General features: G+C 67.6%; 16 protein-coding genes. 12 read left to right on the top strand and 4 right to left on the bottom strand.

The window, feature by feature from the left end; translation table 11 throughout:
* Positions 1-2: 2 nt before the first annotated feature.
* Together ACEN9Q_RS11200 and ACEN9Q_RS11195 are read left to right on the top strand one after the other, a co-directional pair.
* A complete protein-coding gene (locus tag ACEN9Q_RS11200) occupies positions 3-944 on the top strand; it encodes a manganese catalase family protein (protein WP_495628448.1) in 942 nt (313 codons plus the stop codon).
* A gap of 153 nt (positions 945-1,097) precedes the next feature.
* Positions 1,098-2,465 (top strand): family 43 glycosylhydrolase, encoded by a 1,368-nt coding sequence (locus tag ACEN9Q_RS11195; protein ID WP_495628447.1) that lies wholly within the window; start codon positions 1,098-1,100, stop codon positions 2,463-2,465.
* A 24-nt stretch (positions 2,466-2,489) separates the two neighbouring features.
* Here the strand turns inward: ACEN9Q_RS11195 and ACEN9Q_RS11190 are convergent, their stop codons facing one another.
* The gene (locus ACEN9Q_RS11190; RefSeq protein ID WP_495628446.1) at positions 2,490-4,058 is read right to left on the bottom strand and encodes an EAL domain-containing protein; all 1,569 of its coding nucleotides are present in this window, start codon (positions 4,056-4,058) and stop codon (positions 2,490-2,492) included.
* A gap of 120 nt (positions 4,059-4,178) precedes the next feature.
* Entirely contained in the window at positions 4,179-5,525 is a 1,347-nt protein-coding gene (locus tag ACEN9Q_RS11185) for an MFS transporter (RefSeq protein ID WP_056446945.1), read from the bottom strand.
* A 148-nt stretch (positions 5,526-5,673) separates the two neighbouring features.
* Between ACEN9Q_RS11185 and cyoA the strand changes: the two genes are divergently transcribed.
* The 7 genes from cyoA to ACEN9Q_RS11150 are packed head-to-tail and all read left to right on the top strand — an operon-like array spanning position 5,674 to position 12,522.
* Positions 5,674-6,693: a ubiquinol oxidase subunit II gene (cyoA, locus tag ACEN9Q_RS11180; protein ID WP_495628445.1), complete on the top strand. Its 1,020-nt coding sequence runs from the start codon at positions 5,674-5,676 to the stop codon at positions 6,691-6,693.
* 2 nt (positions 6,694-6,695) lie between these two features.
* Complete coding sequence (gene cyoB, locus ACEN9Q_RS11175) at positions 6,696-8,699, top strand: cytochrome o ubiquinol oxidase subunit I (protein ID WP_495628444.1); 2,004 nt, start codon at positions 6,696-6,698, stop codon at positions 8,697-8,699.
* A complete protein-coding gene (cyoC, locus tag ACEN9Q_RS11170; protein WP_322400460.1) occupies positions 8,692-9,327 on the top strand; it encodes a cytochrome o ubiquinol oxidase subunit III in 636 nt (211 codons plus the stop codon). The genes cyoB and cyoC overlap by 8 nt, the downstream gene beginning before the upstream one ends.
* Positions 9,324-9,746, top strand: a complete 423-nt coding sequence (cyoD, locus tag ACEN9Q_RS11165; RefSeq protein WP_056446934.1) for a cytochrome o ubiquinol oxidase subunit IV — start codon at positions 9,324-9,326, stop codon at positions 9,744-9,746. Before cyoC ends, cyoD begins: the two co-directional genes overlap by 4 nt.
* Positions 9,746-10,582 carry an SURF1 family protein gene (locus ACEN9Q_RS11160; protein ID WP_495628443.1) on the top strand — a complete coding sequence of 279 codons (837 nt, stop codon included), beginning with the start codon at positions 9,746-9,748 and terminating at the stop codon, positions 10,580-10,582. Before cyoD ends, ACEN9Q_RS11160 begins: the two co-directional genes overlap by 1 nt.
* A complete protein-coding gene (locus ACEN9Q_RS11155; protein ID WP_082548214.1) occupies positions 10,566-11,951 on the top strand; it encodes an ATP-binding protein in 1,386 nt (461 codons plus the stop codon). Before ACEN9Q_RS11160 ends, ACEN9Q_RS11155 begins: the two co-directional genes overlap by 17 nt.
* The gene (locus tag ACEN9Q_RS11150; protein WP_056446931.1) at positions 11,941-12,522 is read left to right on the top strand and encodes a response regulator transcription factor; all 582 of its coding nucleotides are present in this window, start codon (positions 11,941-11,943) and stop codon (positions 12,520-12,522) included. The genes ACEN9Q_RS11155 and ACEN9Q_RS11150 overlap by 11 nt, the downstream gene beginning before the upstream one ends.
* Positions 12,523-12,528: 6 nt before the next feature.
* Here ACEN9Q_RS11150 and ACEN9Q_RS11145 read toward each other — a convergent pair whose 3' ends face one another.
* Positions 12,529-14,199: an alpha-L-fucosidase gene (locus tag ACEN9Q_RS11145; protein WP_495628442.1), complete on the bottom strand. Its 1,671-nt coding sequence runs from the start codon at positions 14,197-14,199 to the stop codon at positions 12,529-12,531.
* Between the two features lie 315 nt (positions 14,200-14,514).
* Between ACEN9Q_RS11145 and ACEN9Q_RS11140 the strand changes: the two genes are divergently transcribed.
* Positions 14,515-15,918 (top strand): metallophosphoesterase, encoded by a 1,404-nt coding sequence (locus tag ACEN9Q_RS11140; protein ID WP_495628441.1) that lies wholly within the window; start codon positions 14,515-14,517, stop codon positions 15,916-15,918.
* Between the two features lie 306 nt (positions 15,919-16,224).
* Here the strand turns inward: ACEN9Q_RS11140 and ACEN9Q_RS11135 are convergent, their stop codons facing one another.
* Positions 16,225-16,746 carry a MarR family winged helix-turn-helix transcriptional regulator gene (locus ACEN9Q_RS11135; RefSeq protein ID WP_056446924.1) on the bottom strand — a complete coding sequence of 174 codons (522 nt, stop codon included), beginning with the start codon at positions 16,744-16,746 and terminating at the stop codon, positions 16,225-16,227.
* 56 nt (positions 16,747-16,802) lie between these two features.
* On the opposite strand from ACEN9Q_RS11135, the gene ACEN9Q_RS11130 reads away from it, so the two are divergent.
* Together ACEN9Q_RS11130 and ACEN9Q_RS11125 are read left to right on the top strand one after the other, a co-directional pair.
* Positions 16,803-18,146: a chloride channel protein gene (locus ACEN9Q_RS11130; protein ID WP_056446921.1), complete on the top strand. Its 1,344-nt coding sequence runs from the start codon at positions 16,803-16,805 to the stop codon at positions 18,144-18,146.
* A 52-nt stretch (positions 18,147-18,198) separates the two neighbouring features.
* On the top strand, positions 18,199-21,015 hold the full coding sequence (locus ACEN9Q_RS11125) for a bifunctional diguanylate cyclase/phosphodiesterase (protein ID WP_495628440.1): 2,817 nt from the start codon (positions 18,199-18,201) through the stop codon (positions 21,013-21,015).
* Positions 21,016-21,025: the final 10 nt, after the last annotated feature.

The raw sequence follows: 21,025 nt of genomic DNA, 5'->3' as shown, positions 1-21,025 counted from the left end.
GAATGTTTGCACACAACAAGCGCTTGCAGTACACCGTGCGCGTCAGTGAACCGAATCCGGGACTGGCCAACCTGATGCTCGAACAGTTCGGCGGCCCGCAAGGCGAACTCGCGGCGGCCATGCGCTACTTCACCCAGGCCGTCGGCGAGGACGATGCGGGCCGCAAGGACATGCTGTTCGACATCGCGACGGAGGAGCTGAGCCACCTCGAGATCATCGGCCACATCGTCGCCATGCTGAACAAGGGCGCCAAGGGCGAGCTGGCGGAAGCCGTCGACGGCGAGGCCGAACTGTATCGCAAGATCCAGGGCGCCGGCAACGACAGCCACGTGACGCAGGTGCTGTACGGCGGCGGCCCGGCGCTCGTCAACTCGGCCGGCGTGCCGTGGTCGGCGGCGTACATCGATACGATCGGCGAGCCGACGGCCGACCTCCGTTCCAACATCGCGGCCGAGGCGCGCGCGAAGATCGTCTACGAGCGCCTGATCGCGCTGACCGACGATCCGGGCGTGAAGGAGGCGCTGGGCTTCCTGATGACGCGCGAGATCGCGCACCAGAAGTCGTTCGAAAAAGCGTTGTACGCCATCGCGCCGAATTTCCCTCCGGGCAAAATGCCGGGCGACCCGCGCTTCGCCAACACCTATTACAACATGTCGCAAGGCGCGGGCGAGGCGCGCGGCGCGTGGAACCAGGGCGAGAACTGGGACTTCGTCACCGACCGCGACAAGCAGATGGCCGTCGACGGCGGCTCGGGCGAGGCGGAAGTCAAGCTGCCGGCCAAGGACATCGACATCCTCAAGCAAATGGCCGAGCGCACCATGTCCGACCCGAATGTCGATCCGACGACGGGCGCCGAACTGGGCATGGGCAACCAGACCCTCGCCGACGGCAGGACCGTCAGCCCGGGCGGCCAACCCAGCCCTGGCTCGCCGCCGCTGCACTGACGGCGCCCCGCGCGCCGGCGTTTCCTGTCGCCGTGCGATACCGAAATCGGAATCGCACGGACGTTTTATTTCATTGGTGAGCCCGCCCCGCTTTGCCTAAGCTGGTCGGTGGGTTCATCCATTGAAATAAATATATAAAAGACAGGAGATGACATGTTCAAGAAGCTGCTGGCAGCCTGCTGCCTCGTCCTCGGCTGCGTGTCGGCCGGGGCGATCGACCTGGCGGGCGTGACCAATGCCCACGACCCGGGCACGATCACGAAGGACGGCGACACGTATTTCAATTTCACGACGGGCACCGGCATCTGGTATTCGACGTCGAAGGATCTCAAGACCTGGACCGGCGGGCCGGGGCCCGTGTTCTCGACGTATCCGTCCTGGATCGCGCAAAAGATTCCGAATTTCTCCGGTTCGTTCTGGGCGCCCGACCTGATCCAGATGAACGGCTACTATTATATGTACTACTCGGTGTCCACGTTCGGCACCTCGTCGTCCGCCATCGGCGTGGCGCGCAGCGCGTCGCTGAAGACGCCGAGCTGGCAGGACCTGGGCATCGTCGTGCAGTCGTACGGCGGCAGCGCCGAGATCAACGCCATCGACCCCGCGCTGTTCCGCGACCATGACGGCAAGGTCTACCTGAGCTACGGCTCGTTCTTCGGCGGCATCGGCGTGGCGGAGATCGACCAGTCGACCGGCAAGCTGGCCGGCAGCGTGACGACGGTCTGGGGCGGCGGCGGCAAGGATATCGAAGCGCCGTACATCACGCGCGACGGCGGCTATTACTACCTGTTCGTGAACCGCGGCAGCTGCTGCAAGGGTTCCAGCTCCACCTATTACGTGGAAGTGCAGCGGGCGACGAACATCCGCGGCCCGTATTCCGGCACCCGCACGATCCTGCCCGTCACTGACGGCAAATACCGGGGCCCCGGCCACATCGCCGACCTGCGCCAGGACGGCTGCCACTTCGTCTCGACCCACTACTACGACCTGTCCGACAACGGCAATCCCAAGCTGGACATCCAGCGCATGACCTACAGTTCGGGCTGGCCGGTCCTGACCCGCAACTTCACCGACTTCTCCGGCTGCGGCGGCATCAGCGACGGTGTCTATGCGTTCAAGTCGCGCCTGTCCGGCAAGGTGATGGGCGTGGCCGGCGCGTCGACGGCCGACGGGGCGCTCGTGCAGCAATCGACGGACACGAACGCGCGCCAGCAGCAGTGGTACGTAATCGGCCACGGCGACGGCTACTACAGCGTCATCAACGCGAACAGCCTGAAGAGCCTGGACGACTACGACAATTCCACGACGGCCGGCACGAACATCGCGCAATGGGGTTACTGGGCGGGGCAGGGGCAGCAATGGCGTTTCGCCAGCCCGGCGTCCGGCTACTACACCGCGGCGAACCGCCTGTCCGGCATGGTGCTGGACGTGCAGAACAAGAGCACGGCGGACGGCGCCCAGATCATCCAGTACCCGTCCAACGGCGGCAGCAACCAGCAGTGGTCGCTGCTGCGCCGGTGATGCGGGTCCCGGTGCGGGGCTGATTCACGCGGCGCTCGCGCGGGCGTCCGCCGCCATGCGGGCGACGTCGGCGAACGGCATCGGCCGCCCGAACAGCCAGCCCTGCGCATACAGCACGCCATGCGCGCGCAGGAAATCCGCCTGCGCTTCGCTCTCGACGCCCTCGGCGATCATTTTCAGGTCGAGCGTGCGCGCCATCGCCATGATGTGGCCGACGACCTGGCGCGTTGGCGCGCCGGTGCCGATCGCCTCGATGAACGAACGGTCGATCTTGAGGAAGTCGAGGTCCAGCGTCTCCAGGTAAGACAGGCTCGAATAGCCGGTGCCGAAATCGTCGATCGCCACTTCGACGCCGCGAGCGCGCAGGGCCGCCACGACGGGACGGGCGGCGTCGAGGTGGAGAAAGCCGCGCTCGGTGATTTCCACGAGCAGGCTGGCGGGGCGCGCCCGGGTGCGCTCCAGCAGGACGTCGATGCGCCGGACGATGGCGTCCGAGTGCAGGTCGGCGGGGGACAGGTTGATGCCGATGTGGAAGCCGGGGTGGCGCGCCAGGAACTCGCCCGCGTCCCGTTCGACGAGGTCGAGCACGCGCGCCGTCACGCGGGTGATGAGGCCCGACTGTTCCGCGACCGGAATGAACAGGTCGGGCCCGACGAGTTCCCCGGCGGGACGGCGCCAGCGCAGCAGCGCCTCGGCGCCGATGCACGCGCCGCTGCGCAGGTCGACGAGCGGCTGGTAGAGCAGGAAGAATTCGCCGCGGCGCAGCCCGTGGCGCAGCGACGCCGCCATCGACATCTGCTGGCGCGCCAGCAACAGGATCGCCGCCGCCGCGGCCAGGCCGCCGAACAGGCCGGCGGGGATCAGGCGGCGCGTGGCGGCACGGATGCGCTCCTGCAGGGCGCGCACGGGCACGGCGGCGACGGCGGCCATCGTCACGTAGCGTTGCGAGCGCACGATGGTCACGAGGCGGCCGCCGGCGATGAAGGTCGTGTCGTTGCGGTTCCCCAGCCGGTCGAGCCAGGCCGGGTCGACCGGCCCGCGCGCCATGGTGAACCGGTGGCGCTCCAGGTGGACGATGGCCAGCGACACGCCGGGCACGGCCGTCCAGATATCCAGCGGCAGGTCGCGGTGCACGAGGACGATCACGTCGTCGCGCGCCAGGCCCAGCAAGGGGTTCGGGCCGCCTTCGACCAGCGGCACGACGTCGTACAGGGCGATCCCGCGCGAGCTGCGGAACGACGGGTCGCCGAGCGGGACCGGCGGACCGCCCTGCGAGGAGCATTCGATCGTGTCGCCGCTCAGGTGCCCGATCGCCTGGATGTAGCTCGACGTCAGGTCGATCTCGCGCATCCTGGCGCGGGCGGCCGCCGTGCACGACGCCAGGCCCGTGCGTTCGAGCAGCGCGATCGCCTCCAATGCCTGGCGCGACGTCTCGTCCGACCGGTGCAGCACGTCGCGTGCATAGTTCATGGCGAGCCCGGCTTCCCCTTCGTAGGCCTGCCGGCGCGCTTCCTGCAGCGCGAGCCAGGGCGGACCGCCGGCCGCCAGCGCCGCGGCAAGGAGGGTCAGGCCGAACGTCGTCCTTCTCGGCATCGCTCCTCCGTGGCCCCGTTGCCGGTTATCGGTCGGAGACCAGTATATCCCCAGCGCCCGCGCGCGCAAAAAAAATGCCCCGGCGCGACCGGGGCATGCGCTTTGCGATTGAACAGAGGCTCAGTCGCGGATCTCCAGGGCCCGGTTGAGGCTCAGCGCGGCCAGCGAGCCGACGGCGCCGGACAGCAGGTACAGGCTGACGTAGCCGAGCCCGAAGTTGGCGGCGAGGCCCAGCGCGACGAGCGGGGCGAACGCGGCGCCCACGAGCCAGGCGAGGTCGGAGGTGAGGGCGGCGCCCGTGTAGCGGTACTGCGGCAGGAAGTTCGACGTCACGGCGCCGGCGGCCTGGCCGTACGAGAGGCCCAGCAGCAGGAAGCCGACGAGGATGAACGTGTTCTGGCCCGTCACGCCGCCATCCATCAGCGTGGGGATGAAGCCGGAGAACAGGGCGATCAGCGCGGCCAGCGTGCCCAGCGTGTTGCGGCGGCCGAACTTGTCGGCGATGAGGCCCGACGCCAGCACGCCGACGATGCCCAGGCCCGCGCCCATGATCTGCACCTGCAGGAAATCGGCCATCGAGCGGGTGTCGTACAGCTGGATCCAGGACAGCGGGAACACGGTCACGAGGTGGAACAGCGCATAGCTGCACAGCGCGGCGAGGGCGCCGATGACGATGTTCGTGCCCTGGTTGCCGATCACTTCGCGGGCCGGGGCCGGGTCCAGTTCATGCTCGTCGAGCAGGTGGGTATAGTCCGGCGTCGAGACGAGGCGGAGGCGGGCGAACAGCGCGACGACGTTGATCGCGAAGGCGACGTAGAACGGATAACGCCAGCCCCACACCAGGAAATCGTCCTGCGACAACTGGGCCATCAGATAGGAAAACAACCCCGCCGCGATGATGAATCCCGTCGGTGCGCCAAGTTGTCCCAACATGGCGTACCATCCACGCTTGTTCTCGGGAGCGTTGAGGGCCAGCAGCGACGGCAGCCCGTCCCACGACCCGCCCTGGGCGACGCCCTGGCCGATGCGCAGGATCGCGAGGGCGATGATGGACCACTCGCCCCAGCGGGAATACGTGGGCAGCATGGAGATGGCGACTGTTGCCGAGCCCATCAGGAACAGGGCGATGGTCAGCTTGATCTCGCGGCTATAGGCGCGCTGGATTGCCATGAAGACAAGTGAGGCGATCGGACGCGCCACGTACGCCAGCGCGAAGATGGCGAAGGAATATAGCGTGCCCTCCAGCCGGTCGGCGAACGGGAAGAACACGGCGGGGAACACGAGCACCGAAGCGATCGCATAGACGAAGAAGTCGAAGTATTCGGAAGCGCGGCCGATGACGACGCCGACCGCGATCTCACCCGGCGCGATTTTCGTGTCGCGGGTGTTGATGTTCCGGGCCCCGGAGTGGGGTGCTGTGACGGGAGCGGCGCCTACGTCGCCGTAAGTATTATGGGTGCCTTGCATGTCTTCGTCTCCTTATCAGCCGACGGCCTCTGGACCCTCTGAAATGCTGCAATACGGAAAAGGGTAGGACAAAACGTCCAATCGCCAAACGCACGCCGTTGGCGTTACATTAGCATGTTATTTTTCCCATGTAACGTAAAACACAAGCATGATTCCAAAGACCCTCCGTCGCGGAGTGTTCCTCTCCCCACTGTTCGCGCTGCTCGCCGGCTGCAACACGGTGGTGATGAACCCTTCCGGTGACATCGCCAAGCAAGAGGCGCACTTGATCACGGTGTCCGTGATCCTGATGTTGCTGATTATCGTTCCCGTGCTGTTCCTGATCGTCTGGTTCGCCCGCAAATACCGCGCGAGCAATACCGACGCGGCCTACGAGCCGGACTGGGACCACTCGACCAAGCTGGAACTGGTCATCTGGGGCGCGCCCCTGCTGATCATCATCGTCCTGGGCCTCGTGACCTGGATCTCCACGCACAAGCTCGACCCGTACCGTCCGCTGGACCGCGTCGCCGAAGGCCGCCCGATTCCCGCGTCGGCCAAGCCGCTGATCGTCGAGGCCGTGGCGATGGACTGGAAATGGCTGTTCATCTATCCGGAGCAGGGCATCGCCACCGTCAACGAGCTGGTGGTGCCGGTCGACGTGCCGGTCCGCTTCAAGATCAGCGCGACGTCGGTCATGAATGCGTTCTACGTGCCGGAACTGGCGGGCATGATCTACGCGATGCCGGGCATGGAAACGGCGCTGAACGCCGTCCAGAACCATCCGGTCCAGTCGGAAGGCTTCTCGGCCAACTACAGCGGCGCCGGCTATTCGGACATGCGCTTCTCCTACCGCGGCGTGGCCCAGGGCGACTTCGACGGCTGGGTCCAGTCGATCAAGTCCGGCGGCGGCAACCTCGACCGTGTCAACTACCTGACGCTCGAAAAGCCGAGCATCAAGGAGCCGGTGCACCGTTACGCGGCCGTCGACAACGACCTGTTCTATCGCGTCCTGAACCGCTGCGTCGCCGACGGCGCCGTCTGCATGGACAAGATGATGAACGACGATGCCAAGAAAGCCCGCGAAATGGCTATGCGTAACATGCCACAAACAGCGGCAGCGACCCGCCTGGCCCAGGCCAATGGCGCGGTCTGCACCACGCCCAATGATCCTGTGAAGAAGAAGTAATCATGCACGAGCAATTTGACTTAGCGAAGTTGATCTTCGGTCGGCTCAGCTGGGAAGCGATTCCCTACCACGAGCCGATCCTGATCGCGACATTCATCGGCGTCCTGCTGGGCGGGATCGTCCTGCTGGGCGTACTCACCAAACTCAAGCTGTGGGGCTACCTCTGGAACGAGTGGTTCACCAGTATCGACCACAAGAAGATCGGCATCATGTACATGGTGCTGGGCCTCGTGATGTTCCTGCGCGGCTTTGCCGATGCGCTGATGATGCGCGCCCAGCAGGCGTTCTCGTTCGGCGATTCGCACGGCTTCCTGCCGCCGCACCACTACGACCAGGTCTTCACCGCCCACGGCGTGATCATGATCTTCTTCGTGGCGATGCCGTTCGTGACGGGCCTGATGAACTACGTCGTGCCCCTGCAGATCGGCGCGCGCGACGTGGCCTTCCCGTTCCTGAACAACTTCTCGTTCTGGATGACGACGGCCGGCGCGATCCTCGTGATGGCGTCGCTGTTCGTCGGTGAATTCGCCCGTACCGGCTGGCTGGCGTATCCGCCGCTGTCCGGCATCCTGGCGAGCCCGGACGTCGGCGTGGACTACTACATCTGGTCATTGCAGGTGGCCGGTGTCGGCACCCTGCTGTCAGGCGTGAACCTGGTCGTCACCATCATCAAGATGCGCGCCCCGGGCATGGACCTGATGAAGATGCCGGTGTTCACCTGGACCGCCCTGTGCACCAACATCCTGATCGTGATGGCCTTCCCGATCCTGACCGTCACCCTGGCCATGCTGGGCCTCGACCGCCTGTTCGACACGCACTTCTTCACGAACGAACTGGGCGGCAACGCCATGATGTACGTGAACCTGATCTGGATCTGGGGCCACCCCGAGGTCTACATCCTGATCCTGCCGGCGTTCGGCATCTACTCGGAAGTCGTCGCGACGTTCTGCAACAAGCGCCTGTTCGGCTACTCGTCGATGGTCTATGCGACCGTCGTGATCATGGTCCTGTCGTACCTCGTGTGGCTGCACCACTTCTTCACGATGGGTTCGGGCGCGAGCGTGAACTCGTTCTTCGGCATCACGACGATGATTATCTCGATCCCGACCGGCGCCAAGATCTTCAACTGGCTGTTCACCATGTACAAGGGCCGCATCCGCTATGAACTGCCGATGATGTGGACCGTGTCGTTCATGATCACCTTCACCATCGGCGGCATGACCGGCGTGATGCTGGCGGTCCCGTCGGCCGACTTCGTGCTGCACAACTCGCTGTTCCTGATCGCCCACTTCCACAACGTCATCATCGGCGGCGTGCTGTTCGGCCTGTTCGCCGGCGTGAACTTCTGGTGGCCGAAGATGTTCGGCTTCAAGCTCGATCGTAAATGGGGCCTGGCCTCGTTCTGGCTGTGGTCGATCGGTTTCTGGGTCGCGTTCACCCCGCCGTACATCCTGGGCTTCATGGGCGTGACCCGCCGCGTGAGCCACTTCGACGACATGTCGATCCAATGGCTGTTCCGCATCTCGCTGGCCGGTACCCTGATGATCGCCGCCGGCATCGCCTGCCTGCTGGTGCAGATCGCCGTGTCGATCATGAACCGCAAGAAGCTGGCCGACGTGACCGGCGACCCGTGGAATGCGCGCACCCTGGAGTGGTCGACCTCGTCGCCGCCGCCTGACTACAACTTCGCGTTCACCCCGGTCGTGCATGACAACGACGCCTGGGCCGACATGAAGAAGCACGGCTACCAGCGTCCGCTGAACGACTTCATCGCCATCCACATGCCGAAGAACACGTGGGCCGGCCCCGTGATCCCGGCCTTCGCGTTCCTGATGGCGTTCGGCATCATCTGGCACATGTGGCTGCTGGTCGGCGTGACGTTCTTCGGCATGATCGCCGTCGCCATCTACCACACGTTCGATTACAAACGCGACTTCTACATCCCGGCGGACGAAGTGACCCGCACCGAAGAAGAGCGCACCCGTTTGCTGGAAGCCCATGTCTGAAATTAACGCAACCCACGCCGGCGCCGCGAGCGCCGACCCGAGCTCGCGCTTCTATGTGCGCGAGCACCATCCGGAAAACGGCACGCTGCTCGGTTTCTGGATCTACCTGATGAGCGACTGCCTCATCTTCGCCTGCCTGTTCGCCGCCTATGCAGTCCTGGGCCGCAACTACGCGGGCGGCCCGTCCGGCGCCGAGATCTTCGAACTGCCGACCGTGGCGCTGAACACGGCGTTCCTGCTGGTCTCGTCGATCACGTACGGCTTCGCCATGCTGGCCGCGCAGAAGAAGAACGTGAAGGGCACCCAGGTCTGGCTGCTCGTCACCGGCATCCTGGGCGCCTGCTTCCTGTTCCTGGAACTGCAGGAATTCGCGCACCTGATCCACGAAGGCAACGGCCCGTGGCGCTCGGGCTTCCTGACCTCGTTCTTCTCGCTGGTCGGGACGCACGGCCTGCACGTGACCTTCGGTATCGTGTGGCTCGTCACGCTGATGTTCCAGCTCGGTAAGCACGGCATCACCGCCGCCAACTACCGCCGCCTCGCCTGCCTGTCGATGTTCTGGCACTTCCTGGACGTCGTCTGGATCGGCGTGTTCACCTTTGTCTACCTGATGGGAGTCCTGCCATGAGCGACCTGCATCACGCCCACGCCCACGGCCATGACGACCATGGCCACGGCCACCACGACGACGATCACCTGCATGCGCACGGCAGTATGAAGGATTACTCGATCGGCTTCATCCTGTCCGTGATCCTGACGGCGATCCCGTTCTGGCTGGTGATGACCCACCAGGTCGCACCCGGCGCGACCAAGGCCCTGATCATCGGCTTCGCGGCCGTGCAGTTCGTCGTGCACATGGTGTACTTCCTGCACATGAACTCGAAGTCGGAAGGCGGCTGGAACATGATGGCCATGCTGTTGACCATCATCCTGCTGTTCATCGTGCTGTCCGGCTCGATCTGGGTCATGTACCACATGAACGCCAACATGATGCCCAACATGGGCAACGACGGCGGTTCGGTACACGGCATGCACGACATGCAGTAATGGCGGGAGACGATCGCGCAGCGGCGCCGCGCAGTGCAGTACCTGCCCGGCGCCGGGGTGTCTCCCTGCTCCTGGCGGCCGTCGGGCTGCTGCTGATCGTCCTCTTTGCCGGTCTGGGCACCTGGCAGGTGGTTCGCCTGCAATGGAAACTGGACCTCATCGCACGCGTGAACGCACGCGTGCACGCCGCCCCGGCGCCGCCGCCACCGCGCGCGCGCTGGGCCGGCATCACCCCCGCATCCGACGAGTACCGCCGCGTCATCCTGCGCGGTACTTATCTCTACGATCTCACCACCCCCGTCCAGGCCCTCACCGAAGAGGGCAGCGGCTACTGGCTGCTCACGCCGATGTGCACGACGGACGGCTCGACCATCCTCGTCAACCGCGGCTTCATTCCCGCCGAACTCGGTGCGCGCACGCGTTACGCGCCCGAGCGCGCGAGCGGCAACCCGTGCGCCGCGGCGGCCGGTCCCGCGGTCGACGTCACCGGCCTGCTGCGCACGAGCGAGCGCAACGGTGTGTTCACGCGCACGAACGACCCGGGCGCGAACCGCTGGTACACGCGCGACGTGGCCGCGATCGCCGCCGCGCGCGGCCTCGGCGCCGCAGGGCCCGTCGCGCCGTTCTTCGTCGACGCGGGCGCGCACCAGAATCCGGCCGGCAGTCCCGACCAGCCGGCCGGCGGTCTCACCGTCGTGAATTTTCCGAACAGCCACCTCGTGTACGCGATCACTTGGTATGCTCTGGCCTTGATGGTCGCCGGCGCCTTGTGGTGGGTGGCGCGCGGCCGTGGCCAGGGCTACGACGACGACGACGATGATGAACGACACGACTGACCTGCTGAAGCGGGTATTCGAACGGGGCGCCGACAAGGCGGCCGCCGTCGCTGCCGCGCAGCGCGAGCGCACGGAATCCGCCGCCGACGTCGAATACGTGGCCGGCCACAAGAACATGCTGCAGCTGATCGAGCTGCGCTGGATCGCGGTCATCGGCCAGGTCACGACCATCGCCGGCGCGATCCTCGTGTTCGACGTGCGCCTGCCGCTCGTGCAGATGCTCGAAGTGCTGGCCTGCCTGATCGCCTTCAACGTCGCCAGCCACCTGCGCTGGCACGAACACCGGCCCGTCACCAACAGCGAGCTGTTTCTCGCGCTGCTCGTCGACGTGGCCAGCCTCACGATGCAGCTGTACCTCGCGGGCGGGACGACGAACCCGTTCGCCTTCCTGTACCTGCTGCAGGTGATCCTGTCGGCCGTGCTGCTGGAAGCGTGGTCCACGTGGACCATCGTCGCCATCACGCTGGCGTGCCTCGCGGGCCTGTCCGTGTTCGCCAAGCCGCTCGCGCTGCCGTTCGACCACGCGCGCGGCATCTCGAGCCTGTACGTGCAGGGCATGCTGATCTGCTTCACGCTGAACGCGGCGCTGCTCGTCGTGTTCATCTCGCGCATCACGAACACCTTGAAGGGCAAGGCGGCCCAGCTCGCGGACCTGCGCCAGCGCGCGGCCGAGGAAGAACACATCGTCCGCATGGGCCTGCTCGCGTCGGGCGCCGCGCACGAACTGGGCACGCCGCTCGCGACGCTGTCCGTGATCCTGGGCGACTGGAAGCGCATGCGCGAGTTCAAGGCCAATCCCGACCTGCTGGAAGAGATCACGGAAATGGAGACGCAGCTCAAGCGCTGCAAGTCCATCGTCAGCGGCATCTTGCTGTCGGCCGGCGAGGCGCGCGGGGAATCCGCCGCGCGCACGACGATCCGCGGCTTCCTCGACAAGCTCGTCGAGGAGTGGCAGCACAGCCGGCCCGTGCGCGACGTCGACTACCGCAATCGCATCGAACACGACCTGCCGGTGGCCTTCGACTCCGCGCTCAAACAGATGATCGACAACGTGCTGGACAACGCGCTGGAAGCCTCGCCCGACTGGATCGGCGTGGAGGCGGGCGTGGCCGACGGCACCCTCGTATTGACCGTGCTCGATCGCGGCCCCGGCTTCGCGCCCGCGATGCTGGCGCAGTTCGGCAAACCGTACCAGTCCAGCAAGGGCAGACCCGGCGGCGGCCTGGGCCTGTTCCTCGTCGTGAACGTGGCCCGCACGCTGGGCGGGACGGTGCATGCCGTCAACCGGCCGGAAGGCGGCGCCGCCGTCACGCTGACCTTGCCGCTGTCCGCGATCGCGCTCGACAAGGAACCCCTACATGCCCATTGAAGACGACAACGCAGCCGACGAACGCGACGATGAACGCGACGACGAGCGCCTCCTGCTGATCATCGAGGACGACGACGCGTTCGCCCGCACGCTCGGCCGCTCGTTCGAACGGCGCGGCTACCAGGTGCTGCAGGCGCCCGGCCTCGAGGAGGCGCAGGAACTGCTGCAGGAACACTCGCCCAACTATGCCGTCGTCGACCTGAAACTCAAGGGGAACAGCTCGGGCCTGGCCTGCGTGCAGATGCTCCACGCGCACGACCCGGACATGCAGATCGTCGTGCTGACGGGCTTCGCCAGCATCGGCACGGCGGTCGAGGCGATCAAGCTCGGCGCCTGCCAATACCTCGCGAAGCCGTCGAACACGGACGACATCGAAGCCGCGTTCGGCCACGTCGCCGGCAACACCGAGCTGGAACTGACGAACCGCTCCACGTCGATCAAGACGCTGGAGTGGGAACGCATCCACGCCGTGCTCGCCGAGACCGATTTCAATATTTCGGAAGCGGCGCGCCGGCTCGGCATGCACCGGCGCACGCTGGCGCGCAAGCTGGAAAAGCAGCGCGTCAAATAATCCGCGTCACACCAGCACCTTCAGCGCGAACGCATAGGGCAGGGCGGGCGCCGCGGGCGGCAGTGTGACCCGCAGGCCGTCGGCGGCCTGCGTGAACGCGAGCGCCTGCCCGGCCCCGACGAATTCGACCCTGGCGACGGGCTTCTCGAGGTGGCCGCTCGCCGTGCCCAGCGCCGCGATCGTGATCTCGCGTCCGGCCGGCCAGCCCATGACGAAGGCGTAGACCGTGTCGCCCTTTGCCGTGAAGCGGACGTCGGCGGCCGTCAGCGGCGCGCCCTTGCCTTCGTTGAACCCCTGGGCGGTCAGCGGCGCCGCCGCCATGCCGGGACCTTCGCCGAACACGGCCCACGGACGCGTGTCGTAGATGCCCTCGCCGTACCGGGCCATCCAGCGGCCGATCTCCTCGACGATCGCCTGCTCCTGCTCGTCGATCGTCCCGTTGCCGCGCACCGGTACACTGAGGAGCAGGTTGCCGTTCTTGCTGACGATGTCGATCAGCATGTGCACCACCGTCTGCGCGCTCTTGTAGCCGTGCCGGTCGTAGATCCCGCGGGCGTAATGCCAGCCGCCGATGCAGGTGCACGTCTGCCACGGCAGCGGGTCGATGGCAGCGCTCTGGCCGCGCTCGATGTCCAGGACGAGCGAGCGGCGCTGCTGTCCTTGCAGCATCTTGCCGGTGATGACGGTGTCGAGCCCACCCCGCGTCGCGATGCTGCGGTTGTACATGTGCGCGGCGATGCGCAGGCCGGCGTCGCTGACGGGCCAGAAGGGCAGGTCGTCGTCGTCGAAGTAGATGAGGTCGGGATCGTACTTGCCGATCAGGTCCAGCACGCGGTTGTGGAAGGTCTCGATGTACTGCCGCGACGGCAGCGCGGCGCCGCCGCCCCAGTTCCACTGCGCCACGCCGTGCGCCGGCGTGCCATCCCATTTCCGGCTCAGGGGATGCCGCTGGGCGTACAGCTCCTGCGGGTCGAGTCCTTCCCACCAGGCGCCCTTGCCATCCGCGCGCGTGCGCACCCCATCGTAGGGAATGCCGGCGTACGGCCCTGTCTTGTCCGCGCCCTGGGCGACCTCGTACCAGGTCCACGCATGGCTCGCGTGCATGCTGACGCCGAAGCGCAGGCCGTTCGCGCGCGCGGCCCGCGCCCAGCCGCCGATGAGATCTTTCCTGGGCCCGATCCGCGTCGCGTTCCAGTTGGGCTGGAAACGGCTGTCGTACAGGTCGAAGTTGTCGTGGTGGTTGGCGAGCGCGACGAAGTAGCGCGCACCGGCCGTGCGGTACAGGGCGAGCAGGCTGTCCGGATTCCATTCCGCGGCCTGCCACTGCCGGATCACGTCCTTGAAGCCGGTCTTCGACGGATGACCGTATTTCTGGACGTGGAAGCGGTAGGCGTTGCTGCCTTCCACGTACATATAGCGCGCGTACCAGTCGCCGTACTCGGGCTCGCACTGCGGCCCCCAATGGGCCCATAGGCCGAACTTCGCGTTCCTGAACCACTCCGGCGTCTCGTACGTCGCCAGCGAATCCCAGTTGGGCGCGAAGGGACCGGCGGCCATCGGCTCGAGCCCCGCGGGCGCGGCGGCGCCTGCCGCCAGCGCTTGTCGCGGCAACAGGGCGGGTGCAGCAAGGGCTGGCACGGTGGCGGCCAGCCCGGCCAGGACCTGGCGTCGTTTCATGTTGTCTCCTCTTTCATGTTGTCTCCTCAAGTGTTGGGGCACGTCTGCATCGTTATCGATAACATCAGGCGCCGCGCGCTCCGCCGGTTTCATGTACGGTCCCCGCGGTGGATGGAATGTGATTGCGAGTGTACGTTATATATTCAGGACAAGCAACGATGATACGACGTCCGGCCCGTGGTCGATCGGACATCCGGACCATGTGGCCGCCACCAATGCGGGGACGAAAGCCGGCGTACGCTACCGCGCGGAACCAACACCGGTTCCTCCCGTGACGATCCGTATGGTAGATTGCCGGTTTTGCCCGGAGCCCCCATGATTCCTCCGCACCTGCGGTCCCGCGCCGGCGCGCTCGCGGCGACGGTCCTGCTGGCCGGCTGTGCCGGCCTCGGTGCGCAACGTCCGCCCGCCGCCGCCTTCGTCGTGCTGGGCGAGGGCGGGGCGCCGATCGCCCGCGCCATTACCACCGCGCCGGCCTGTCCGTCGATCACCATCGACGGCCGCACGCTGGCGATGGCCGTGCGGGCGCCATTCGGCGCGATCCCCCTGCGCGGAAAGGGCCACAGTGCCGGCTTTCATCCGGAAGCCGGCTCGAACCCCGTGTTGTCGTGCGAGACTGCGATCCCCGCCGGCAGCACGCACGTCGACGTCGCGGGACAGGCGCTGCCGCTGCCGCAGGCGGACATCGAACGTATCGTCGTGATCGGCGACACGGGCTGCCGCCTGAAGGGCCGCGAATTCCAGGACTGTAACGACCCGGAGGCGTACCCGTTCGCCCGCGTGGCGGCCAGCGCGGCCGCCTGGAAGCCGGACCTCGTCGTGCACGTGGGCGACTATCACTATCGCGAAGACCCGTGCCCGGCGAACCGTGCGGGCTGCGCCGGGAGTCCTTACGGTTATGGCTGGGACGCGTGGAATGCCGACTTCTTCGCGCCCGGCCGGGCCTTGCTCGCAGCGGCGCCGTGGGTGCTCGCGCGCGGCAACCACGAGACGTGCGCGCGCGGCGGGCAGGGCTGGTGGCGCTTCCTCGATCCGCACCGCTACGATCCGGCCGCGAACTGCGACGACCCGGCCGCCGACGAACGCGCGGACTACACCGACCCGTACGCCGTGCCGCTGGGCGAAGGCAGCCAGCTGATCGTGTTCGACAGCGCGAACACGGACTGGCACGGTTTCAAGCCGGGCGACGTGCGCATCGCGCGCTACGCCGACACGTGGCGCAAGGTCGACCGGCTCGCGCACCGCCAACCCTACAACATCGCCGTCGACCACCATCCGTTGTACGCGTTCGGCGCCAACCGCGACGCGCGTACGGGCGCCGTCACGCTGTTCGGCGGCGACGCCGGCCTGACGCAGGTCTTCGGCGCGCTCGACGCGCGCCTGCTGCCGGCGTCCGTCGCCATGCTGTTGTCCGGCCACGTGCACCTGTGGGAGCAGACCAGTTTCGCGTCCGACCACCCGACCCAGTTCGTGGCGGGCTTCGCCGGCACGGCGGAAGACATCGTGCCGCTGCCCAGGACCGCGCCGGCCGGCCAGTCGCCGGCGCCGGGCGCGGCGATCGAGGCGATGAGTTCGTGGATCGACGGCTTCGGCTTCATGACGATGGAGCGGACCGGCCCGGACACCTGGCACGTCGTCGTGCACGACCGCGACGGCAAGGCGCGCAATACCTGCACGGTGAAAGGGCGCCACTCCACGTGCGCCGTGCCGCAAGTGTGAGCCGCAGGAACTATATTGCTACAAAAGTGATTGCCCTGAATACACCGTTTGTGTGACAATGGACGCGTGAGCGGGGCAGCTTCCGCGGCCTTCGCGATCAGCGATGAGGATACCTTGTATCTCTTGTGCTCCCGGTTCGCCGGGAGCATTTTTTACGATGTCACCCCCATGAACGTCCGGACAACAGCCCACGCGCGGTGCGCCGTCGCCACGGGCATGCGCCGTCCACGCGGCGCCGCGGCGCCGGCCCAGGCAGGTATCATTCGAGGAGAGCGGCGCCGCGGCAGTGCGCGGCACGCGCGGGAATTACATCTGGGACAGCAGCACGTTGCCGCTGGCTTCGTCCGCTTCGAGCAAAGCGATCAATTTGGTGAGGTCTTGTTCCAGGCGTTCCAGCGTGGCCGCGTCCAGCGCGGACAGCGCGTCCGGCAGCACGCCGGCAAAGGGCAGGGGAGCGCTGCGCAACACCTCCGCGCCGCCCGGCTGGATGCGCAGGGACACGCTGCGGCGATCGGTGCCTTCGCGGCTCGTCGCCACGAGGCGGCGTTCGACGAGGCTCTTGATCAGGTTGCTGGCGGTCGACTGGTGGATGTCCAGCTCGCGCGCGAGCTCGGTCACGCCGATGCCCGGCCGCCGGTCGATGACGGACAGCGCCCACAACTGGGCGCCGCCGACGCCGGCCTCGCGCTCGACCTGGCGGAAATGGGTTTTGACGGAATTGAAGACGACGCGGAACTGGCGCAGGACGCGGGTCGACGGCGTGGAGGGCGGCGTCGGCTGCGGCGCGGCCGGCTCGGCGGGCGCGTTGGATTGGGAAGACGAGGACATGCAAGAATGATAGCGGAAAACCCGGCAGGCTGCCGAAAAATGACATCCAGGAAACCATGAGCTTGATACCTGCACCGGACCTGCGCCGCGAACTGGGCGACTGGCGCCTGTGGACCGTGCGCGCCATCGTCATCGCCCTGGCGGGCGCGGCGGGCCTGACGGTCGTCGGCTTCTCCTGGCTCGCGGACAAGGCCTACGAGACCTTCGCCGCGCTGCGCAACGTGGCGTGGTGGAGTCCGCTCCTCTGGACGCCGGCCTGCACGGCGTTCGTCGTCTGGTGCACGCGCCGCTTCGCGCCCGGCGCGGCCGGCTCCGGCATCCCGCAAGTGATGGCCACCCTCGAGCCGGAGGTGGGCGACGCCGAGCGCGGGCTGTTCGTGTCGCTGCGCCTGACGGTGGCCAAGATCCTGCTGACGACCGGCGGCCTGCTCGGCGGCCTGTCGCTGGGGCGCGAGGGACCGTCCGTGCAGATCGCGGCCGGCGTCATGCTGCAGGCGCGCCGGCTGATTCCCGCCGGCAGCGCGGTGGGCGTCCACGGCCTGCTCGTCGCGGGCGGCGCGGCCGGCATCGCGGCCGCCTTCAATACGCCGCTGGGCGGCGTGATGTTCGCCATCGAGGAACTGGCGCGCGCGCCGGAACAGCGTTCGAGCGGCCTGATCATCGTCGGCATCGTGCTGGCCGGCCTCGTCGGCGTGTCCGCGCACGGCGACAGCGCCTATTTCGGCGTCATCCATGCGCCCGCGATCGGCCTCGACCTGCTGCTGCCGGGCCTGCTCGTCGCCGTGCTGTCCGGCCTGGCCGGCGGGCTGTTCTCGCGGCTGATGATCGCGTCGCTGTCCGGCCGCAGTCCCGACCGCGTCAGCCGCTGGCGCGCGCACCGGCCGGTGCTGTTCGCGGCCGGGTGCGGCCTCGGCATCGCCCTGATCGGGGTCGTGACCGGCGGCGCCGCGTTCGGCTCCGGCTATGCGAGCACGCGCCACATGGTGGAGGGCACCGCCGCGATGCCGTTTGCGTACGCCCCCTTCAAATTCCTCGCGACGTGGCTGACGACGTGGTCCGGCGTACCGGCCGGCATCTTCGCGCCGTCGCTGGCGATCGGGGCCGCGTTCGGCAACGACGTCGCGCTGCTGCTGTACGGCATGCAGGTCCCGGCGCTGATCGCACTGGGCATGGTCGGCTTCCTCGCGGCCGCCACGCAGGCGCCGCTGACGGCCTTCATCATCGTGATGGAAATGGTCGACGGCCATGCGATGGTGCTGAGCCTGATGATGTGCGCGCTGATCGCGTTCGCCGTCGCGCGGCTGATCAGTCCCCCTCTCTATCCGACGCTGGCGAAGCTGCAGCTGGGCCGGATTCCCGCCGCCACCGCGGCGCCGGCGGCGCCCGTCACGACAGACTGAAGCGGCACGGAAACAGCGCGTCCCGGCATGGCCAAATTTGCTAGGATGGGGCATGCTGACACGGAACCTGCGCCTCGGCCGCGCCCGGCCCCCGACCCCCGCCGCAGTGCTCACGCTGCTGGCGGGACTGGGCCTTACTGTCGTGCTGGCCGTCGGCATGATCGATGGCGAGCGCGAGCGTGCCCGCTCCGAATTCCTGCAGCGCGCGGAAATCCGTAATGCGTCCGTGACCCGCAGCTTCGGCGACGCGCTCGACGTGCTGCAGGCGGCGAACGCCCTGTTTTCTTCCGTCGGCATCGCGACCCGCGACGAGTTCGGCGCCTTCGCCCGGCCGCTGCTGGCCAACCACCAGTACCTTCAGGCCGTGGTGTTCCACCGCATGGTGAGCAGCGCGGACCGGGCCGCCTTCGAGGCGGCGAACCAGCGCTTCCGCCCCGGTTTCGGGATCCGCGAGCGCCGGGCGACGGGCGACGCGGTGACGGTCGTGCCCGCCGGCCGGCGTCCGCGCTACCTCGTGCTGGACTACGTGGAGCCGCTGGGCGGGAACGAAGTCGCGCTCGGCTACGACGCCTTTTCGTTCGCGCCCCACGCCGCCGCGTTCATGCGCGCCATCGACACGAACCAGCCGGCGGCCAGCGCCATGCTGCCGCTGCTGCAGCGCGGCGACCGCCTCGGCTTCGTCCTGATCCAGCCCGTGTACCGGCGCGGCGCGCCCCTCGTCAATGCGGCCGCGCGCAGCGCCGCCGCGCTCGGCGACACGGCCGTCATCATCGACGTGGCCGCGCTGGTCGACTCGAACCTCGCGAAATCGAACCTGCTGGCGCCCAACGGCCTCAGGATCGAGCTGTACGGTCCGGGCGTGGACGGCCCGCAGCGCGCCTATGTCTACGATTCGCTGGGCCGCACGCGGCCTCCGCCCTGGCACGCGCTCATGGGCGACACGCTGTTCACGAACCGGCACACGTTCGACGTGGCCGGCCTGCCCTGGGAGCTGCGCATCGCGGGGCGCTCGAGCGACATGACCGGCAGCACCGGTCCGCTGATCGCGTTCGTCCTCGGCTGCCTCGTGAGCCTGGCCACATCGGCGTATGTGCAGAGCCGCGTCAAGCGCACGCGCCGCATCGAGGCGCTCGTCGAGAGCCGCACGGCCGACCTGCACGACGCCCTCGATGCGCTGCGGCTGTACCGGCGCGCCATCGAGGCCAGCGCGAACGCCATCGTCCTCGTGAGCGCGACGCGCCCCGGCTACCCCATCGAATACGTCAATCCCGCGTTCGAGCGCATCCGCGGCTATCGCGCCGCCGAGGCCGTCGGACGGGGCCTGCTCGAACTGGGCGCGCGCGAACCCGACCGGGCCGCCGTGGCCGAACTGCGCGCCGCCATCCGCGAGCGGCGCGAGGCCCACGTGTCGATGCGCCTGAGCTGCGGCGACGGGCGCGAGATGTTCGCCGAGGTGTACATCGCGCCGGTCAACAACGACGACGGCGTCACGACCCATTTCGTGATGACGCAATACGACGTGACGATGGCCAAGCGCTACGAGGCCGAGCTGGAGGCGCGCGCCCGCTTCGACACGCTCACGGGCCTGGCCAACCGCTCGATGCTGCAGGACCGGATCGAGAATGCGATCAACCTGGCGGCCGGGCGCGGCGTCGTGTGGGTGGCGGCGCTCGACCTCGACCACTTCAAGTTCGTCAACGACACGCTCGGCCACGACGCCGGCGACGAACTGCTCAAGACGGCCGCGCAGCGCATCTGCAGCGTTGTCGAACGCACGGACACCGTGGCGCGCACGGGCGGCGACGAATTCGTCCTCGTGCTGCCCGGGCGGGAGAACGAGTCGGAGGCGGCGGCCACCGTGCGCGCCGTGCTGGAGGCGCTCGCCCATCCGCTCGAGCTGTCCGGCCAGGACCTCGTGCTGACGGGCAGCGCGGGCCTCGCCGCGTACCCGGCCGACGGCAGCGACGCCGCCACCTTGATCCAGCACGCGGAAGTCGCCATGTACCGGTCCAAGGAACTGGGCCGCAACATGGTGCAGTTCTACATGCCGACGATGAACGCCCGCGCCCGCGAACGGCTCGCGCTGGAGGGGGCGCTGCGCAGCGCGCTGACGCACGACGAGTTCGAGCTGTACTACCAGCCGCAGGTCGACCTCGTGTCGGGCGCCGTGGTCGGGCTGGAGGCGCTGATCCGCTGGCGCCATCCGAGCATGGGCATGGTACGGCCCGACCGCTTCATCAACCTGGCCGAGGAGACGGGCCTCATCGTCCCCATCGGCGCGTGGGTGCTGCGCACGGCGTGCCGCCAGAGCCGCGCCTGGCAGCACGCCGGCCTCGGACCGCTGCGCATCGCCGTGAACCTGTCGGCGCGCCAGTTCGCGGAGCCGAACCTCGTGCGCGAGATCGCGCGCGTGCTGGAAGAGACGGGGCTGTCCGCGGCCTGCCTCGAAGTGGAGATCACGGAAAGCCTCGTGATGGGCGACGTCGAGAGCGCGATCCGCACGATGCGCGAACTCAAGCAGATGGGCGTGCTGCTGTCGATCGACGATTTCGGCACCGGGTATTCGAGCCTGTCGTACCTGCGCCGCTTTCCTGTCGACGTGCTCAAGATCGACCGCAGCTTCGTGCGCGACATCCCGTTCGACGAGGACGACGCCGCCATGGTCGCCGCCATCATCCAGCTGGCGCGCGGCCTGCGCATGCGCGTGATCGCCGAGGGCGTCGAAACGGAAGCCCAGCTCGACTACCTGCGCCGGCGCGGCTGCGACGAGGTGCAGGGCCACGTGTATGCCCAGGCGGCCTCCGGGCCGGACGTCGAGCGCATGCTGCGCACCGGACGGCACATGCTGCCGCATAACGCCACCGTATGAGCGTGCGCCA

The organism is Massilia sp. Masssp93 (genome assembly GCF_059491295.1).
Note: the sequence above shows the minus strand (reverse complement) of the source record. Positions and strands in the feature narration are given on the sequence as shown.

Excerpts from the sequence above, each read along its gene's own strand:
- ACEN9Q_RS11200 (WP_495628448.1), top strand. The coding sequence starts at position 3 with ATGTTTGCACACAACAAGCGCTTGCAGTACACCGTGCGCGTCAGTGAA.
- ACEN9Q_RS11195 (WP_495628447.1), top strand. The coding sequence starts at position 1,098 with ATGTTCAAGAAGCTGCTGGCAGCCTGCTGCCTCGTCCTCGGCTGCGTG.
- ACEN9Q_RS11190 (WP_495628446.1), bottom strand. The coding sequence starts at position 4,058 with ATGCCGAGAAGGACGACGTTCGGCCTGACCCTCCTTGCCGCGGCGCTG.
- ACEN9Q_RS11185 (WP_056446945.1), bottom strand. The coding sequence starts at position 5,525 with ATGCAAGGCACCCATAATACTTACGGCGACGTAGGCGCCGCTCCCGTC.
- cyoA (WP_495628445.1), top strand. The coding sequence starts at position 5,674 with ATGATTCCAAAGACCCTCCGTCGCGGAGTGTTCCTCTCCCCACTGTTC.
- cyoB (WP_495628444.1), top strand. The coding sequence starts at position 6,696 with ATGCACGAGCAATTTGACTTAGCGAAGTTGATCTTCGGTCGGCTCAGC.
- cyoC (WP_322400460.1), top strand. The coding sequence starts at position 8,692 with ATGTCTGAAATTAACGCAACCCACGCCGGCGCCGCGAGCGCCGACCCG.
- cyoD (WP_056446934.1), top strand. The coding sequence starts at position 9,324 with ATGAGCGACCTGCATCACGCCCACGCCCACGGCCATGACGACCATGGC.
- ACEN9Q_RS11160 (WP_495628443.1), top strand. The coding sequence starts at position 9,746 with ATGGCGGGAGACGATCGCGCAGCGGCGCCGCGCAGTGCAGTACCTGCC.
- ACEN9Q_RS11155 (WP_082548214.1), top strand. The coding sequence starts at position 10,566 with ATGAACGACACGACTGACCTGCTGAAGCGGGTATTCGAACGGGGCGCC.
- ACEN9Q_RS11150 (WP_056446931.1), top strand. The coding sequence starts at position 11,941 with ATGCCCATTGAAGACGACAACGCAGCCGACGAACGCGACGATGAACGC.
- ACEN9Q_RS11145 (WP_495628442.1), bottom strand. The coding sequence starts at position 14,199 with ATGAAACGACGCCAGGTCCTGGCCGGGCTGGCCGCCACCGTGCCAGCC.
- ACEN9Q_RS11140 (WP_495628441.1), top strand. The coding sequence starts at position 14,515 with ATGATTCCTCCGCACCTGCGGTCCCGCGCCGGCGCGCTCGCGGCGACG.
- ACEN9Q_RS11135 (WP_056446924.1), bottom strand. The coding sequence starts at position 16,746 with ATGTCCTCGTCTTCCCAATCCAACGCGCCCGCCGAGCCGGCCGCGCCG.
- ACEN9Q_RS11130 (WP_056446921.1), top strand. The coding sequence starts at position 16,803 with ATGAGCTTGATACCTGCACCGGACCTGCGCCGCGAACTGGGCGACTGG.
- ACEN9Q_RS11125 (WP_495628440.1), top strand. The coding sequence starts at position 18,199 with ATGCTGACACGGAACCTGCGCCTCGGCCGCGCCCGGCCCCCGACCCCC.